This is a genomic window from Rhizobium chutanense (genome assembly GCF_002531935.1).
Taxonomy (GTDB): Bacteria; Pseudomonadota; Alphaproteobacteria; order Rhizobiales; family Rhizobiaceae; genus Rhizobium; species Rhizobium chutanense.
Map to the genome: position 1 here is coordinate 106,899 of NZ_NWSV01000009.1, position 15,792 is coordinate 122,690.

17 protein-coding genes are annotated in these 15,792 nt (G+C 60.5%); all 17 read right to left on the reverse strand.

The genetic code is table 11. The annotated features are described in order from the left end of the window. Nucleotides 1–7 precede the first annotated feature (7 nt). Nucleotides 8–571 (reverse strand): rod-binding protein, encoded by a 564-nt coding sequence (locus tag CO666_RS16370; protein WP_097613146.1) that lies wholly within the window; start codon nt 569–571, stop codon nt 8–10. A 31-nt stretch (nt 572–602) separates the two neighbouring features. Next, nucleotides 603–1,016: a hypothetical protein gene (locus tag CO666_RS16375; RefSeq protein WP_097613147.1), complete on the reverse strand. Its 414-nt coding sequence runs from the start codon at nt 1,014–1,016 to the stop codon at nt 603–605. A 7-nt stretch (nt 1,017–1,023) separates the two neighbouring features. After that, the gene (locus tag CO666_RS16380) at nt 1,024–1,776 is read right to left on the reverse strand and encodes a flagellar biosynthetic protein FliR (RefSeq protein WP_097613148.1); all 753 of its coding nucleotides are present in this window, start codon (nt 1,774–1,776) and stop codon (nt 1,024–1,026) included. Next, on the reverse strand, nt 1,773–3,860 hold the full coding sequence (flhA, locus tag CO666_RS16385) for a flagellar biosynthesis protein FlhA (protein ID WP_097613149.1): 2,088 nt from the start codon (nt 3,858–3,860) through the stop codon (nt 1,773–1,775). The genes CO666_RS16380 and flhA overlap by 4 nt, the downstream gene beginning before the upstream one ends. 88 nt (nt 3,861–3,948) lie before the next feature. Further along, nucleotides 3,949–4,215, reverse strand: a complete 267-nt coding sequence (gene fliQ / locus CO666_RS16390) for a flagellar biosynthesis protein FliQ (RefSeq protein WP_010067422.1) — start codon at nt 4,213–4,215, stop codon at nt 3,949–3,951. A gap of 90 nt (nt 4,216–4,305) precedes the next feature. Next, nucleotides 4,306–4,752 (reverse strand): flagellar hook assembly protein FlgD, encoded by a 447-nt coding sequence (flgD, locus tag CO666_RS16395; protein WP_097613150.1) that lies wholly within the window; start codon nt 4,750–4,752, stop codon nt 4,306–4,308. After that, nucleotides 4,743–5,192 carry a flagellar biosynthesis repressor FlbT gene (flbT, locus tag CO666_RS16400; protein ID WP_085736226.1) on the reverse strand — a complete coding sequence of 150 codons (450 nt, stop codon included), beginning with the start codon at nt 5,190–5,192 and terminating at the stop codon, nt 4,743–4,745. Before flbT ends, flgD begins: the two co-directional genes overlap by 10 nt. Further along, nucleotides 5,189–5,536, reverse strand: coding sequence for a flagellar biosynthesis regulator FlaF (flaF, locus tag CO666_RS16405; protein ID WP_003570294.1), 348 nt, complete (start codon nt 5,534–5,536; stop codon nt 5,189–5,191). Before flaF ends, flbT begins: the two co-directional genes overlap by 4 nt. A gap of 31 nt (nt 5,537–5,567) precedes the next feature. Next, nucleotides 5,568–6,614 carry a flagellar hook-associated family protein gene (locus CO666_RS16410; RefSeq protein WP_097613151.1) on the reverse strand — a complete coding sequence of 349 codons (1,047 nt, stop codon included), beginning with the start codon at nt 6,612–6,614 and terminating at the stop codon, nt 5,568–5,570. 3 nt (nt 6,615–6,617) lie between these two features. After that, complete coding sequence (gene flgK, locus CO666_RS16415) at nt 6,618–8,105, reverse strand: flagellar hook-associated protein FlgK (protein ID WP_097613152.1); 1,488 nt, start codon at nt 8,103–8,105, stop codon at nt 6,618–6,620. A gap of 36 nt (nt 8,106–8,141) precedes the next feature. Then, nucleotides 8,142–9,452: a flagellar hook protein FlgE gene (locus tag CO666_RS16420; RefSeq protein WP_097613153.1), complete on the reverse strand. Its 1,311-nt coding sequence runs from the start codon at nt 9,450–9,452 to the stop codon at nt 8,142–8,144. A gap of 126 nt (nt 9,453–9,578) precedes the next feature. After that, a complete protein-coding gene (rem, locus tag CO666_RS16425; protein ID WP_085736218.1) occupies nt 9,579–10,250 on the reverse strand; it encodes a transcriptional activator Rem in 672 nt (223 codons plus the stop codon). A 280-nt stretch (nt 10,251–10,530) separates the two neighbouring features. After that, entirely contained in the window at nt 10,531–11,088 is a 558-nt protein-coding gene (locus tag CO666_RS16430) for a lytic transglycosylase domain-containing protein (RefSeq protein WP_097613154.1), read from the reverse strand. Further along, nucleotides 11,036–12,487, reverse strand: coding sequence for a flagellar hook-length control protein FliK (fliK, locus tag CO666_RS16435; protein WP_097613155.1), 1,452 nt, complete (start codon nt 12,485–12,487; stop codon nt 11,036–11,038). Before fliK ends, CO666_RS16430 begins: the two co-directional genes overlap by 53 nt. Beyond that, entirely contained in the window at nt 12,484–13,779 is a 1,296-nt protein-coding gene (gene motC / locus CO666_RS16440) for a chemotaxis protein MotC (protein ID WP_097613156.1), read from the reverse strand. The genes fliK and motC overlap by 4 nt, the downstream gene beginning before the upstream one ends. Before the next feature lie 4 nt (nt 13,780–13,783). Beyond that, nucleotides 13,784–15,166 (reverse strand): MotB family protein, encoded by a 1,383-nt coding sequence (locus tag CO666_RS16445; RefSeq protein WP_097613157.1) that lies wholly within the window; start codon nt 15,164–15,166, stop codon nt 13,784–13,786. Next, a complete protein-coding gene (locus CO666_RS16450; RefSeq protein WP_097613158.1) occupies nt 15,163–15,792 on the reverse strand; it encodes a hypothetical protein in 630 nt (209 codons plus the stop codon). The genes CO666_RS16445 and CO666_RS16450 overlap by 4 nt, the downstream gene beginning before the upstream one ends.

The following is a 15,792-nucleotide window of genomic DNA, read 5'->3' on the forward strand; positions in this document are numbered from 1 at the left end:
CCCTCGGTTATGCGTCGCTTGCCGACTTGGCGTCGGCGGTCGGCGTGCCAAATGTCTTGCGCTGGAAGTCGTCGATCATGCTGAGTGCAGTATTGCGGTCACGATCATCGGTTGTGGCATTGGCGATCTTGCCTTCCTGCCGGCGCAGCTGCTCGCTGTACATCTGCTTGGCGATGCCGATGCCATCACCCTTGGCCATGGTGTTGCCGAGCTGTTCGGCCATCATGCCTTTCCAGATATCGCCGGTCGCGCCCTTGCCGTAGACGTCTTCGCTTTCGCTCGGCAGCATGGACTTGACGAAATTCTGCAGAACCATGGCCTCGAATTTCCGGTAGCTTTCCGGCACTTCCTCGGCCTTGGTGCGGTTCTGGATGTTATTGACGCCGCTCTTCTGGCCGATATGGTCGAGAATATCGACCGTATTGGAGAAGCCCTTGCCGTTTTCGGCGAGGCTCGTTGCGGCAAAGGCCGCACGATTTGCCTTCAATTTTTCCTGGGCCGCCTGAACCTCCATGGGGTCGGCGGCTTTGACAACGTCCAGGACGAGGTCACTGGGGGGCGAAATAGCCACGTTACAATCCTCTAATTTAAGATCGTAACGACTATGGGTTTCGAAGCTTGCTGGAGGCTGGTGTTGCGAATTGTTGATCGATGACATCGTAGACGGCGTTGTCATCGGCCTCGCGGCGCTCGGCCTCGAGGGCGTCGTTCATGCTTTCTTCGAAACGATCGCCCTTGGCGCGCTCGCGCGCCAGCCGCATCTCGTGGATCTCCTGCATACCGGTCAACTGCTTGTCCTTGATGGAAAGCCGGCCGAATCGATCCGCATAATTCTGCGAGAAGGCGTGGTGGACCGGATCCATCGAGCCGAGCGCGAGGATGACGTCGTCCATCGCCGCATTGACCTCGACGCGCTGGCGGCTGGTTTCGGCCAGGTCGTTCTCGGCCATCCTTTCGAGATGCCGCTGCACCAAGAGCAGTCGCTTGAGTTTCTGGGAGCGGTTCTTTTCGACCATATCCGCCTCATCGCCCGATATAGATCGAGCCGAAGGACTGGCCGAACTGGCTGACCATCGCCGCAATCGAGAAGTAGATCAGGAAGAGCCCGCCCATCAGCAGATAGGGCGTGGAGATGAAGTAGACGGGGATCTGCGGCGCCAGCTTGTTGATGAAGCCGATCGAGACGTTGAAGATCATGCCGTAGATCAGAAACGGGCTCGACAGCCGCAGCATGATGTAGGTGGTCTGCTCCAGCGTGTCGGTAAAGGAGATCAGCGTCGCGCGCATCTGCGTCAGGCCGCCGAAGGGCATGGTGGTGTAGGAATCGATCAGCGCCCGGAAGACGATGTGATGGAAATCCATCATGAAGAGAATCATGATGCCGGCAAAGGTGATGAAGCCGGACAGACTGCTCTCCGGCGTGTCTTCGATGATGTCGGCCGAACCCGGCTGGGTGTAGCCGACCATCGTGGCAAGGATCGTCGCAGCGAACTGCATGCCGAGCGTGTAGATCCGTGCCAGCAAGCCGTACATCACGCCGACCAGCGATTCGCTGAAAATCAGGCCGATATAGGTTGGCGAACCCGTGTGGACAGCCGGGTAGACCGTGTCCCACAGCAGCGGCATGACCGCAATCGAGAGTGCACCGGCGATGAAGACGCGCAGCTGTTCGGGCACGCGCGCCGAGGAAAAACCCGGAAGAACCAGCACACATCCACCGATCCGGCAGAAAACCAGGAACAGCGCGAGAACGGTCCCTTGCGGGTCTGTTATCATGAAATAGAGCCCAAAATCTTTATCTCGATGCCCTTGGCCAGTTCGACATGCGACAGGACCGGCAGCGTGGCGAACAGCCGTTCGATGATCATGCGCACATAGGAGCGTGTTTCCGGCGACGTGACAAGGGCGAATGGCAGGCCGCGGTCCATGAACTCACGGATAACTTTAGTGGCCTGTTCGCTGAACTCCTCGAGGCTGCGCGGATCGATGTCGAATTCGATCACTTCGCCCTTGGGGTCGCGCTTCAGCGCCTGGTGGAAGGCGAGATCCCATTTGCTGCCGAGTCTCAGCACGCGCAGCACGCCGTTGTCGGCGAGGTCGCCGCAAAGCTGCTGGGCCATGCGGATGCGGACATGCTCGACGATCTGTTCCGTCTTCCTGACATGCGGGGCGAGTTCGGCCACCGCTTCGAGGATGAGATGCAGGTTACGGATCGAGACGCGTTCGGCAAGCAGCAGCTTGAGGACCGCCTGCAGGCCGGAATAAGACATGTGCGACGAGCAGATCTCGTCGGCGAGCTTCTTGTATTCGGGGTCGAGCCGGTCGATCAGCACCTTGACGTCCTTGTAGGACAGAAGCTGCGGCAGGTTGTTGCGGATGACCTCGCTCATATGGGTCAGCACCACGGAGACGTTGTCGATCGGCTGGAAGCCTTCGCGTTTCAGATCGTCGGCGAAGTTTTCGAGGATCGAGACGGCAGGCATGCCGAAAGCGGGTTCGCGAATTTCGTCACCTGGAATGCTCGGCCGGCGGCCGGCGCCGGTGACGACGAGGACTTCGCCGACGCGCAGGAGATTGGAGGCGACCGTCGTGCCGTGGATGCGGATCTGGTAGGACTTCTCGGCGATGGCGATATCGTCGGTCACCTTGATCTCGGGCACGACGAAGCCATATTGCGTGGCGAACTTCTTGCGCATCTTGCCGACGCGGAAGGCGAGCTCCTGGTGGGCGCCGAGCAGACGCGTCGAGACCATCTTGCCGAGCGCGAGTTCGATCTCGGAGGTGCGCAGCACCGACTTGACCGAATCCTTTTCCAGCTCCTTGTTCTGGACGACCTTCTTTTCCTCCTGTTCGCGGCGAAGCATGTTTTCCGCCTCGACCTGACGCGGGATGAACCAGGCGCCGAAGGCGAGAAGACTGCCGAGGATGACGAAGGGGACAAACGGCAGACCCGGCATCAGGGCGAGCACGAACATCAGCACGGCCGACACCGAGAGCGCACGGGGGTAGCCGCTCAGCTGATTGACGACGGCCTGGTCGGTAGAGCCGGTGGTGCCGCCGCGCGAGACGAGCAGGCCGGCGGCGAGCGAGACGATGAGGGCCGGCATCTGCGAGACGAGACCGTCGCCGACCGAGAGCTTGACGAAGACGTCGGCCGCTTCGCCGATCGGCATGCCGTGGCGGAAATAGCCGATGATGATGCCGCCGAAGACGTTGATGGCTGTGATGATGAGGCCGGCGACGGCGTCACCGCGCACGAATTTCGAGGCACCGTCCATCGCACCGAAGAAGGAGCTTTCCTCTTCGAGTTCCCTGCGCCGGCGCTGGGCTTCCTTCTCGTCGATGATGCCGGCCGAAAGATCGGCGTCGATCGACATCTGCTTGCCGGGGATGGCATCGAGAGTGAAACGCGCGCCGACTTCGGCGATACGCGTGGCGCCCTTGGTGATGACGATGAAGTTGATGGTGATGAGGATCAGGAAGACGATCAGACCGATGACGAAGTCGCCGGACATGACAAGGCTTGCAAAACCGGCGATGACGCCGCCCGCCGCATCGTGGCCTTCATTGCCGTGAGACAGGATGACGCGGGTCGTGGCGATGTTCAGCGCCAGCCGGGTCATCGTCGCGATCAGCAGAATGGTCGGAAAAGACGAGAAATCGAGCGGCTTCTGGATCCACAGCGCGACCATCAGGATCAGCACCGAGAAGGCGATCGAGAAGGCCAGTCCCATATCGATCAGGAATGGCGGGATCGGCAGGAAGAGAATGCAGATGATGCCGATGATGCCGAGGGCGAAACCGACATCGCGCAGACTCGGAACGACTTTCGGAAGGGGTATTGCAGGTGGTTGCGCCATAACTGTTCCGTCTCTTCATGAGAGGAGCGGACATGAGGTCCGCCAATTCGGATCGAGAATTAAATGGCGAAGCTTGCGCGAAGGTGGCTCAGAAGCCCGACTGAATGCGCGAGAAGACGAGATTGGTAAAAATCGAAACCTGCGAGCCGACGAAAGGCGCGGTGACACCGACCACGACCAGCACGGCGACGATCTTCGGCACGAAGGTCAATGTCGCTTCCTGCACCTGGGTCAACGCCTGGATCAAGGCAATAACGAGACCCACCACCATCGCGGCAAGGACGGCGGGACCGGAGGCAATCAGGACGGTCCAGATCGCGGCCTGGAACAGATCCAATGCATCAGCTTCATTCATCCGAAGGCAACCTCATATCGCCTTGAGGCGGCCCCGCCATATCAGGGCCGCGATTGATTGGTGACCCCTCGACGCATCGGCGCCGCGGTATCAGGTATCGCTGCTCGTCGTCGTCGTGGTGGTGGTCGGCGCTTCGTTGGAAACAGTGATTCCCGCCTGCACGAGTATCTTACCGCCATCCTCGGTCGTCGCAATGACACCGTCGGAATAAACTTTGACGGAATCGATGATGCCTTTGACGGTGCCGTCGGCGCTTTCCATGTATTTGCCGACATAGCTGCTGGCCTGGGTCAGGCTCGAGCTCGCCAGAAGCGTGTCCAGCTTGGTGTTGGTCTGGATCGTCTGCTCGACCTGCGAGAAAGTTGCAAGCTGCGCGACCTGTTCGCTGGCATCCATCGGACTGGTTGGATCCTGGTTCTTCATCTGGGCGATGAGCAACTGAAGGAAATTGTCGTAGTTGAGCGTTGCCTTCTGGGTAGCACTCGACGTGCTCGTCGAGGTCGAGCTCGTCACGCTTGATGTTGCATCTACCGCCATGGTGCAATCTCCCTGCGAATCTGCTCCACCATCGTCGGCGGCATTTCGTGGTTGTTGAGGATATTGTCTTCGATCGCGTAGAGGCCGCGGATCGCCTTCAGCGCGTCGAAAGCGCGGCCGGTCGAGACGAGCGCATCGATGCGCTTCAGTTCGGCGAGGATTTCCTCGTTCTTGAAGCAGGCAAGCAGCATGGTGATCGACTTGCGGAACATCGCCGTCGAATGGTCTTTGCCCTCGGGATTGATGAGGATCATCTGCGCGATGAAATAGAGCTGGCGCAGCGGCGTGGTGGCGCCTTCCGGCTGGAGGACGTGGTTTTCGAGAAGGAACGTCACATCATTCAGGAATTCCAGCGCGACCTTGCGGTCAACGCGCAGGACAGCGCCGTTGATGAAGATTCTTTCTCCGGCTTTCAGAGAAATTCGAAGTGTACTTTTCATTTAAGTCCATCCCTGATGATGGTGGTAACGTCGATGATGCCCTGGTAGTTATTAGACAGACGTTTTCGTATCCTGTCGCATTCCTTCAATATCCAGATCGCAATCGAAATGAGGTTCGCCCTCAGCTCGATTTCCAGCTGGTTGTCGGGATGTTTCAGATCCTCAATGAAGCTGATCCACACCCGGCGCGTATAAAACAGGGCTTCGATGGCTTCCCGACCGTATTTTTCCTTATCGCGCGCCAACGACAGCAGATCTATGGACCGGTCGAGAACCTGCCATTCCCGCTCTTTCGCGTCGGCCACCGAGTCCTGCATGACTTCGGCATAGGAGAACTGATACATTCATGCATCCTTCTGTGCGCGCCTTTGATCATCAAAGGTAGTTTACGAGACTCAACTGCTGAATCTTCGAAACGATTGTGTAAGCCGTTTCAAGCTGCGTTTCCAAAGTCTTGACGAGGGTCGAGGCTTCGTAGGGATCGACGCCCTGGAGATCGACGAGCTTATTCTTGATAATGTTCGACTGGGCGTCGAGAGCGTCGTTGGACTTCTTGACGCGCTCCTGGGAAAGGCCGAGCTGGCTTGCCTGCGTCACGAGGCCGCTGGTCGCCTTCGTCGTGTAGCTGATCGCCTGCTTGGAGACCGTGCTCATCGCATCGCTGCTGAGATCCTGGCTGAACAGCGCCGAGGTCATGACCGAGGCAAGCGCGAAGTAACGCATGCCTTCGGAATTGGCGTTGGTCGAGGATTCGATCACTTCCGAGTTGCTGATGCGGCTCGTCATGTTCTGGCTCGATGCCTGCGACCAGCCGGTCGTCGGATCGGTCCAGTTCGCTTCGCTGAACATCGGCTCGACCGTCGAGGTTATGAAGGTCTCCATTTCATCGCCGGTCAGATCACTGACGGCCTTGCCGAGGCCGGTCGCATAGGTGTTCAGCGCAGTGTCGATGTCCGCGCTCGTGGCGGTCGTCTTGTCGCTCAGCGGCTGCACATCCGTATTGATGCCGGAGAACAGATATTCGCCGTTCACCATGGTATTGGCCGTGTCCATCATGGTGGAGAGCGCGCTGGTCGCCGACTGGACGGCGACGGTGATGCTGCCGGGATCGTGGCTGCCCTGAAGCGCCGTCAGCTTCGAAACGAGGCCGTCGCCGACGTCTTTCATCTTGGAAAGGCCGAGCTGCGAGGATTCCATGCGCGCGGTGACCAGCGAATTGCTCGATTTGATCGAGTCGATCCTGTCGACCTCGCGGCTGAAATCCACGCTTCGGGCGGCATTGCCGCCGAGCGAGACACCGATATCCGCGTAGACTCCCGTCGTTGCTTCCATCGTCGCCTTCGTCATCTGGTTCTGCCCCTGACGGATCGTCAGGCGCATCGCATTCTGAATGGCTGAACTTGAAATAAATGAGCTCTTCATGGCTTAACTCGCAATATCCAGCAGTGACTTCAACATTTCGTCAACGGCATTAAGGATTTTGGTCGCAGCCTTGTAGGACTGCTCAATGTCGAGAAGCAGCGTCAGTTCCTCGTCGAGGTTGACGCCCGTCTCGTTGGAATAGGCTTCGTCGGAGCGCGACAGCGCCGCCGAGGTGTTCTCCGCCGCCGTCGTGGCGTTGCTGCGGTACTGCTCGAGCCAGCCGAGGGAATTCGTGGCATATTCCATGATGCTGACGTTGGAATCGATGCCCGTCGTGGCGTCGAAGCCGACCGTCGTTCCCGTTGCCGGGTCGAAATCCATGTCGGAGCCCAAGGCATTATAAAGACTATCGAGGTCCGTCGTATAACCGCTGAGGTGAGTCGGATTGTTGACGACGCCGTCGGCGTTGACGCCGCCATCGCGCAGGCGCATCGGGTCGCCGCCCTGCGAGGTGATGACGGTGCTGCTGACGGTGATGGTCGATGCCATGCCGGCAACAGCAGAGCTGCCGGCCTCCACCGTGTCGCCGCTCCAGGTGAAGAGACCGGTCACATAGGTCGGGGTGCCCGAGATGCTCTGCTCTTTGAAGAGCGAGACCAGGCCGCGAGCGATTTCATCGAGCTGCTTCTGAAAGTTCGGGGCGATCTCGTCACGGACCTGCAGCAGCGACTGAAGGCTCCCCTGGCCCGTCGCCGTCGATCCGCTGCCGCGCGCAAGCGCGACGCCGTCGATATAGACCGAATTGCCTGATATGGTGGCGTTGTAGGCATCCTTCGCCTGGAACGTCACCGTACGCGGGATCGTTTCGAACAGAATCGTCCCGTCAGAGGTGCTCAGCACCATGTCGTTGTTGTCGCGCGTCGTCGCGCTGACGCCGACGATCTGCGAAATCTGCTTGAGAGCCTTCTCGCGCTCATCCAGAGCGCCGGATGCATCCGTGCCCGAAGCCGTCGCGGTCTTCACCGCATTGTTGGCCGTCTCGAACTGGCTGAGCAGCGTATTCAGCTTCTCGACGTCGGTGGCGATCTGCTTGTCGGCGTTGGCGCGAACGTCCTGAACGGAAGTCGACGCGTTGTTCAGCGAGTTGGCGACGTCCTGGGCGGCGGTGATGGCGCCCTGGGCGGCGACGGTGCTGCCCGGCGTCGTGCGGAAGGCCTGAAGTTTCTGCTGGAAAACACCGAGATAGGTGGATGGCGCCGTTTCGTAGTCGTTGCCACCCACGATCGACTTGAGATCCTCGAGACCGCTGAGCAGGGTCTGCTGGGCGCTGTCCTGAGAGGACGACTTCAGATACTGGCGCAGCAGGGCATCTTCCTGCGCCCGGTCGATCTTGACGACCTGTGCGCCGTTCAGGGACGTGGTGAGCATCGCCTGCCGGCGCACGTAATCCTTGTTGCCGGCATTCGAAATATTGTTCGATACGACACTGCTCTGCGTGCCGGTATTGTTGAATATTCCCTGCGCGGTATTAAGTGCTGACGTGAGCGACATGGCTTACCCGTTACCCTGATTATCTCTTGAGCCCGATTATCTCTTGAGGTTGACGAGGACGTCCATAATGTCGGACCCCGTCTGGAACACCTTGGAATTGGCGGTATAGCTGCGCTGCGCCTCGATCATCTCCGTGAGTTCACCGGCGAGGTCGACGTTCGAACCTTCGAGAGCGCCTGACTTGATCGTACCGAGGCCGTTGGTCTGCGGGAAGCCGGTGACGGTGACGCCCGACTGGCCGTTGGCGCTGTAGACGTTGCCGCTCATCAGCGTCAGCTTGTCCGGGCTCGCAACGTTGGCGAGCGGAATGCGATAGAGCGGCTTGGTGCTGCCGTCTTCGTACTTGGCGTAGACGATGCCGTCGCCGTCGATCGTGACGTCCTTGACCGGGCTTGCAGCCTGGCCGTCGGGCGTGCCGGTGCCGGCAAACGCGGCGCCGAGCTGCGTGAAGCCGGAGAGGTCCATGGCGATCGTCTGGCCGGTCACCGGATCGACGATGTTAACGGCGCCCGTCGAGTTGGTTATTTTGCCGTTGGCATCGAAATCGAGCTGGGTCAGGCCGACGGTGCCGCCTGTGGTGCTATACGGGAAGGAAGTCGTGCCGCCCGTCGCCGCATCGGCATTGCGGAAGATCGCAACTTCCCAGCTGCTGTTAACGGCGGGAGGGGTCGGGGGCGGCGCCGCCGCGACCGAGGATTTCGTGAAGTAGAAGTCGTACATCACCTTGTTGCCGAGAGTGTCGTAGGCGACCATCGAGAACTTCTTGGTATCGGTTGTCGTGGTGCCGAGGTTGGCGCTCGGAGCCGTCGCGGGAGCGACCGGAGCGACGTTGGCGCCGGAATCGAGGTTGCCCTTGAAGACACCCGATGTCGAGGCGATGGCGGTCAGCCCTTCCTGGTTGACGTTGACGGGCACGAGGCCATCAAAGCCGTTGACGACGACGGCGGGAGAGCCGGAATCGTAGGAATAGCCCATCAGCTGGAAGCCGGCGGCATTGACGAGATTGCCTTCATCATCCTTCTGGAAGTCGCCGGCGCGGGTCAGAACCGGCGTGCCGTCCGCACCCTGCACGATGAAGAAGCCGTCGCCCGAGATTGCAAGGTCGGTGGTGGAGGTGGTGTAGGAAATATCGCCTTGGTCGGAGACCGCCTGACGGACGGAGGTCTGAACGCCGCCGGAATTGTAATTGCCGCCCGAGGAGGGAAGAACCAGCGACGAGAAGCTCGTCGACACGGCCTTGTAACCGGTCGTGTTAACGTTGGCGATGTTGTCGGAGACGGTGCTGAGGCGGTTCGCCTGCGCATTCATTCCCGATACCGCCGTCTTCATGCTGCCGAAAATGCTCATCTGAAAACCTCGTTTTACCTGTTAAGCTCAAGAGTATTTGCCGGGCCTTGCGTGAAGCTGTCTGTCATGGCGAGCTGCGAGGCCAATATCGAGGTTCAGCCGGGCGCCGCCGCCCGGCCCAAAAAATCAGCCCCAGTCGATGCAGTAGCCAAGGAAGCGCTTGGAATCGACCGGATCGACACCGAGCTTCTTGCGCAACTTCTTGCGCAGCTTCGAGATGTGGCTTTCGACGACATTTTCCTCGACCTCTTCATCGAAGATGCCGTAGATGGCGTTGAAGATCTGGGTCTTGGTGACCCGGCGACCGCGATTGGCGATCAAATATTCGAGGATGCGGCGCTCGCGCCGGGGAAGCGCGAAGACTTCACCGTTGATCTCGGGGTCGCGGCCATCGGAGAAGACGCGGATGCCGCCGATCTCGGTGTAATTGGCGATCGCCTTCAGCCGGCGCCGGATCGCAGCCGCCCTGGCGAGGATTTCGCGGGGATGCACCGGTTTGCGCACGACATCGTCGACGCCGCAATCGAACAGCGCAAGAGTGTTTTCGAGCGAGTGCTGGTCGCTGACCGCAATCACCGGCGCCATCGAGCGATCTCGGATCGCCCGCGGCAGTTCGTAGTTGCGCTGACCCTGACCAATCAGGAACGCCTCGACTGCCGCAATATCGGAATCGGCGGCGGTCTGCACCCATTCGCCGAATTCGGTTGGATCAAAGCCAGTGGAGGGAATGCCCTCACGGCCGAACAGAGATGTATATCCATCTTTCACGAGCTCACGCTCATCAACCACGACGATCATTCGTCCGCCTCCGAATCAGTGTGGCACTTCAATGATCTATGGGTACGAATCGTGCGAATCGGCGACAACTCGTTAAAGTTAATGGCAGAAATTAATAATTGATTAAGATCCGGGTAGCGATTTGATCTACATCTAGTGGGTACGGTTGATTATGCACACCAAAAATTCGTGGAAAAGTTAACGCTCCCTTAATTATGACTTGCGCAGGCGATTCATGCCGGATTCCTGCCATATTGTGACACAGTTTCGTCACAATAGGCCTCTTCCATCTTCGGTTGAATCAATTTTGGCAAAAGTTACTCGCATTGGGAGTCCACTTGCCGTAGCCGGTGGCGACCAGATTGGCGATGACGCGGCAGACATATTGCTTCTGCGCGGGGTCATTGTTGGGCCCTGCATGGTATCTGGCTACCGCCATCGTCCATGTCTCGTGACGGTCATGAAGGTTGCGCAGGAATTTTGCCGCATACTCCACGTTGCGATGCGGGTCGAACATGTCTTCGGCCGAGGCGAAATTTTCGCCATGATAATAGTGGTTGATCTGCATGCAGCCGATATCGATGAGCTTGGCGCCGCTGCTGCGAGCGACGTCGAACTGCCTCATCGCGTCCTGTTCCGAGGGCGGAAAAATCGCCTTGCCTTCGACATTCATGGCGTAAGGATAGAGCGATCCCTTGCGGCCGGTCTCCGTCAGACCGACCGAATAGAGGATGCCGACGGGGATGCCGTATTTGGCAGCCGCCGACTGGATTTCGCGTTCGCAGGCGCCGGTGGAGGCCTTGGCCTCAGAGGTAAACGCCGCCAGTGCCGCTGCTGCGGCCAGCAGAAACGTCTTCAATACCGGTCTCGCCTGCGCCATTGAAGCCCCCGCCCGTCCGCTGTGCCGTCTGATTGTGGCGCTCGCGCGCCTCGCCGCCCTGCCCCTGTTGGGGAAGCGACTGCTGTTGGGAGGCCTGGCCCTGGCTGCCTGCCTGGTTGCCGGCATCGCTACGCTCGACCGGCGCCATGCTGATGGTGACGTTGTCGACAGCATAACCCTGGCTGCGCAGAGCTTCGAGAATCTTGTCGTGATCTTCCTTGATCTGACGATAAGCCGCCCCGGTTTCGACCTTGAGATCGACGTTCAAGGCGTCGCCGGACAGGCGCATGGTCGCGGTCACAAGGCCGAGATCGAGCGGGTTCATCTGGATCTTCAGCGTGTTGACCACCTTGCCGGTGCTCGTCCACTCCGCTGCGTTGGAGAGCGCCGAGCTCGGTTCCATGGCGCGCGCCCATTCCGAATCGCCCGAGAGAGCGGCGGTGACGGCGGCGGAATTCGAATTTTGCATCAGACCGATATAGCGGCGCGATTCCAGCACCGAGACGTTTTCGACATCGGTCTTCTTCGCGCCATCCTTTGCCTCTGCCTGATCGGTGCCGAGGTGCACATCCATCGACACGCCGCGGCCGTCGGCGCGGCTGATCCTGAACGTCCTGCCATCGGCGGCTTCGGCGTTCTCCGCTCCGGGAACATCCGTCTTAGCGCTTTCGAGGCTGCCGCTGACAGCTGCCAGGGCGTCGGAAGCATGACCGGCTGCCTTGGCTTCGATACCGTCGACCTTCTTGTCGGCGGGCTTGACCTCATCGGCTCCGGCAGAGGCGTGATGCGCCCCTACCGCCGGCAAAGCCACCGTACCGTCGCCAGAATCCCGCTTCAACAGGCCGAGGACGTCGGAAATGCCGCCGTCGTCATCGGCGCTGTCCTCGTCCGTTTCGGTTTCCAGCGCGTCGGCCTTGGTGTGCCTGCCGCCTTTGACGGCCTGGGCGATCTCGTCGGCCGAGCGGTCCTTCGGGTCGAGCTTGCCAAAGGTGAGATCCGCCGGCATTTTGACCTCGGCCTTTACGGACTTTGCCCCGGCCTTGTCGACATTGACGATCTCGGGGACGCTCTCAGGCTGCACCTGCGCCTGCGCCTTCAGTGCGGCGTCGCTGAGATCGATCAACGGCTTTGCGCCGTTGCGGCTGCGGATCGTCCGCGCCACTTTCTCGGCGGCGACAGCGGCATCGGCGACCGCACCCTGACCCGGCTGTCCATCGTTCGCCTCGTCATTGACGGCGCCGCCGCTTGCCTTGGCAAGCACGTCGGAGAAGCCGTTCTTTTGGCCGGCGGCATCATCTTTTCCGGCCGGCCGCGCGGATTTCGCAACTGCGGCGGACTCCGCACCGGCGGCTCCGCCCGTGACGCTCATATCCATCATTGTTCGTTGCCTTCCTGCGCCAGAAGACCGTCGATCTCGTCGAGCTTGGACCGATTGGTCGTCACAAATGCGTTGAATGAGGGGTCGGTACCCTGGCTCTGGCCAGTCGATGCCACGCCTCCCGGAACAGGCTCGGGAAGCGCGCCCGGCGCTCCCGGTTGCGGAGCAATAGCCGCAGCCTTTTCAGAAGTGATTTCTTGATGGTCAGTGTTAGGATTCGAGGCTTGCGTCAGGCTTGCCGGGTCGGGAGCGCGCAGGATCTGGTCGGCAACCGACCGCGCCGCCGCCTGCAGTGCCTGATCGCGCGGCGAAAGCGCGTCGCCGGCGATGCCGCTGACATTCTTCGCCGCCCGGTCGATATCGTCGGTGGGAAGGCCGGCCATGCCGCCATAGAAATCCGCCAGCGGACCGAACGCATTGTCCGTGCCGGCGCCAAGCGACTGCACACGCTCGACCGCCATATGGGCCAGGTCAGGCTTGCCTGATATTGCGGCCGCGCGGGCGATACGCAGATAGACCTCGCGCTGGCGCGGCGCATCCATGAAAGAGAGGATGTCGACGACATCCTGCGGTTTCACGTCGTGGTCGTGGCCGACGACGAGTGCGACGAAAAGATCGGCGAACTGGCTGGCATAGGGCGAATGCAGAAAGCGCCTGACATAACGCTGCGAATAGGCCATCCCCCTGTCGAGCATCCCCTTGTCGACGCAGATGGCGACGGAGCGGCGCAACGCCGCTTCCTCGACAATCGTACCGGGTGCCGCAAGGCGCGCCTGGTCGTAGAGATCCAGCGCGTCGGTCGGTTTCGTCGCGATCAGCACGTTGCCGCCGATCAGCGCAAGGTAAGGACCGATCTTCTTGTCGCGATATTCCCTGGCCATCTCCTCCAGCGTCTTGGCGACGAGCAGCCCCTTGCCGCTCAGATATTTCCTGAGCACATCGGTGACACGGTTGTCGAAATAGCCGTTGACGTCATGGGCGATCAGATATTCGAGCGTCTGCGGATTGCCGCCGCTCATCGCATAGATCAGCGCCGCGTCGACATTGCGGTCGTCCTCGAAAACCGAAGTCTCGACGGTGCGCAGCCGCTGGTCGATCGTGCCCAGCATGAAGCGCTGCATCTCACCGGCCGAATGATCGCCGCCGACGACGGAATCCTGCACGAACTGCAGCGACCGCAGCATCTTGTACGGCGCAAGATCATCCGGATCCTGCGCCTTGCCTGCGGCGGGCGAAAGCATCGCCAGGCCGAGGGCCACACATCCGATATAGCGATGCTGCCGACGCGCCATCCGACTATCCCTTATCCGCCTGCACCAGAATCTCGATCCGGCGGTTGGTCGCGTTGAACGGGTCGTCCGGCAGCTTCAGCCGACGGTCGGCAAAGCCGGAGACCTGGGAGATGCGCTTCTCGTCGAGACCGCCGCGCACAAGCATGTAGTAGGCGCTCTGGGCGCGATCCATCGAAAGCCGCCAGTTCTCGTTCTGCGCGCCCTTATACTGGCGCCCGTCGGTGTGGCCGCGGATGGCGACCGCCCCACCCCTCTCCTTCAGGATCGCGCCGATCTTCTGCATGGCGAGCACCATTTCCTGGCGTGGAACCGCCGAACCGATATTGAACATCGAATCGTCCGTCTGGTCGGAGATGCTGACCAGAAGCCCGCCTTCGGATGCCGTCACGGTCAGGCCTTCGGCAAGCTTGCCGGCAACGCCGCCGATCTGCTGGGCGATCTCGGCCTGCAGCTGCTCTGCCTGCTTCTGCTCTTGGGCCTCGACCGCGCTCTTGTCCGCATCCTTCTGGTGATCGGCGTCCTTTTGCGCGCCGGCGTTCTTGTCGCCAGCCTTCTTGTCGCCGGTCTTCTTATCTCCAGCCTTCTTGTCGTCAGCCTTCTTATCCTCCGGCGCCTTGCCGTCCTTGGCCTCGGCCGCGCCCTTGGTTTCCGCCGTTTCCTTGGTTTCCAAAGTCTCCTGGGCGGCGGCCTTCTGATCCGTGGTCAGCGGTATCGGCTTCATATCCTCTACCTTGGCGACCTCGGTTGTCCCGCTCTCGGCCGCCTGCTCGTCGCTCTTGCCGGGAGGCGCAGACTTGCCGGCCGTCGTGACTTCGACCTGCTTCGTCCAGAAATCCGGATCGAAGGGATCACGATAGGCCTCGCCGCCATCGGCGCCGGTGGCCGGGCCGGAATCGGCCGCACCGCCATCGCCCTTGGCGCTGACATTGGCCTGCTGGCCGACTTCCTGGGCGATCTCAGCGAGAACCGAATAAGGATTTTCAAAGAAATCGGCCTCGGAATAATTGGTCTGGTCGCCTGATGTCGATGTCTGGTCGTCACCATCCGCCGAGGCCTTGCCGTCGTTCGGATTTTCTTCCTTCTGCTTCGACTTCTCCTGCTTCTCCTCGCCCTCGGCGTTGTCGACGGGCTTCTTCAGTCCCTTCTCGGTCGGCTTTTCGTCGGAGAGCTTGATCGGATTGAAATAGGTCGCGACCGAGGCCTTGGTCTCCTCGTTGGCGGCATTGACCAGCCACATGACCAGGAAGAACGCCATCATCGCCGTCATAAAGTCGGCATAGGCAATTTTCCAGGCGCCGCCATGGGCGCCATCGTGATCGCCACCGCCATGCCTCTTGACGATGATGATCTCGTTCTTGCCGTGGTGATGGTTTTCGCCGTCGCTCATTCGAGAACTTTCTTCAGGCTGGCCGCCCAGGCCGACATACGGGTGACGATAACGGATTCACCGATCTCGACGGCGAGATCGATATCGTCGGTCTCAAAGTGGCGAACCGCCTCGGCATGCTCGCCGAGTTCGGCTTGCAATATCTCGAAAAGCCGCGCCGGACCCTTGACGATAATCGGTCCGGCCGCACCCTCAAGGATCGCGTCGCGCAGCAGGACGGCGAGGTTTTCGGCAGCCTTGGCGGCGAGCGCTTCGGTCATGACCGGGGCGATGGCCGCGGCGGCGCCGGCACTGACCATCTGCGCGACCTCTTCGGCGATATCGCGGATGCGGGAGGCAATGATCGCCGCCGCCTCGACTTCGTAGCGAAGCTTCAGTTCCTCGAGCTGGCGCGCATGGGTCTCAGCCAGCGCCCGCGCCTCCCCTTCGTATTTCCCGGTCAAATCAGCCGTCGCTGCGGCATGACCTTCCGCATAGGCATCGCGGCGCTCCGCCTCGACGTCGATCGCCGGTTCGCTCGGCGTTTCAGGAAAACCATCGCTGGCGAAATCATCCATGTCGATGATCGGTGCTGGCGGTTCCGGTTCACCGAAATCCTTCAAATACCGGGAAAGCGTAATGCTCAT

Coding starts and splice junctions, on each gene's coding strand:
- CO666_RS16450 (WP_097613158.1), bottom strand. CDS start 15,792: ATGAGCATTACGCTTTCCCGGTATTTGAAGGATTTCGGTGAACCGGAA.
- CO666_RS16375 (WP_097613147.1), bottom strand. CDS start 1,016: ATGGTCGAAAAGAACCGCTCCCAGAAACTCAAGCGACTGCTCTTGGTG.
- fliQ (WP_010067422.1), bottom strand. CDS start 4,215: ATGAATGAAGCTGATGCATTGGATCTGTTCCAGGCCGCGATCTGGACC.
- rem (WP_085736218.1), bottom strand. CDS start 10,250: ATGATCGTCGTGGTTGATGAGCGTGAGCTCGTGAAAGATGGATATACA.
- CO666_RS16380 (WP_097613148.1), bottom strand. CDS start 1,776: ATGATAACAGACCCGCAAGGGACCGTTCTCGCGCTGTTCCTGGTTTTC.
- flgK (WP_097613152.1), bottom strand. CDS start 8,105: ATGTCGCTCACGTCAGCACTTAATACCGCGCAGGGAATATTCAACAAT.
- fliK (WP_097613155.1), bottom strand. CDS start 12,487: ATGATGGATATGAGCGTCACGGGCGGAGCCGCCGGTGCGGAGTCCGCC.
- CO666_RS16420 (WP_097613153.1), bottom strand. CDS start 9,452: ATGAGCATTTTCGGCAGCATGAAGACGGCGGTATCGGGAATGAATGCG.
- flgD (WP_097613150.1), bottom strand. CDS start 4,752: ATGGCGGTAGATGCAACATCAAGCGTGACGAGCTCGACCTCGACGAGC.
- motC (WP_097613156.1), bottom strand. CDS start 13,779: ATGGCGCGTCGGCAGCATCGCTATATCGGATGTGTGGCCCTCGGCCTG.
- flbT (WP_085736226.1), bottom strand. CDS start 5,192: ATGAAAAGTACACTTCGAATTTCTCTGAAAGCCGGAGAAAGAATCTTC.
- CO666_RS16445 (WP_097613157.1), bottom strand. CDS start 15,166: ATGAGCGACGGCGAAAACCATCACCACGGCAAGAACGAGATCATCATC.
- flhA (WP_097613149.1), bottom strand. CDS start 3,860: ATGGCGCAACCACCTGCAATACCCCTTCCGAAAGTCGTTCCGAGTCTG.
- CO666_RS16410 (WP_097613151.1), bottom strand. CDS start 6,614: ATGAAGAGCTCATTTATTTCAAGTTCAGCCATTCAGAATGCGATGCGC.
- flaF (WP_003570294.1), bottom strand. CDS start 5,536: ATGTATCAGTTCTCCTATGCCGAAGTCATGCAGGACTCGGTGGCCGAC.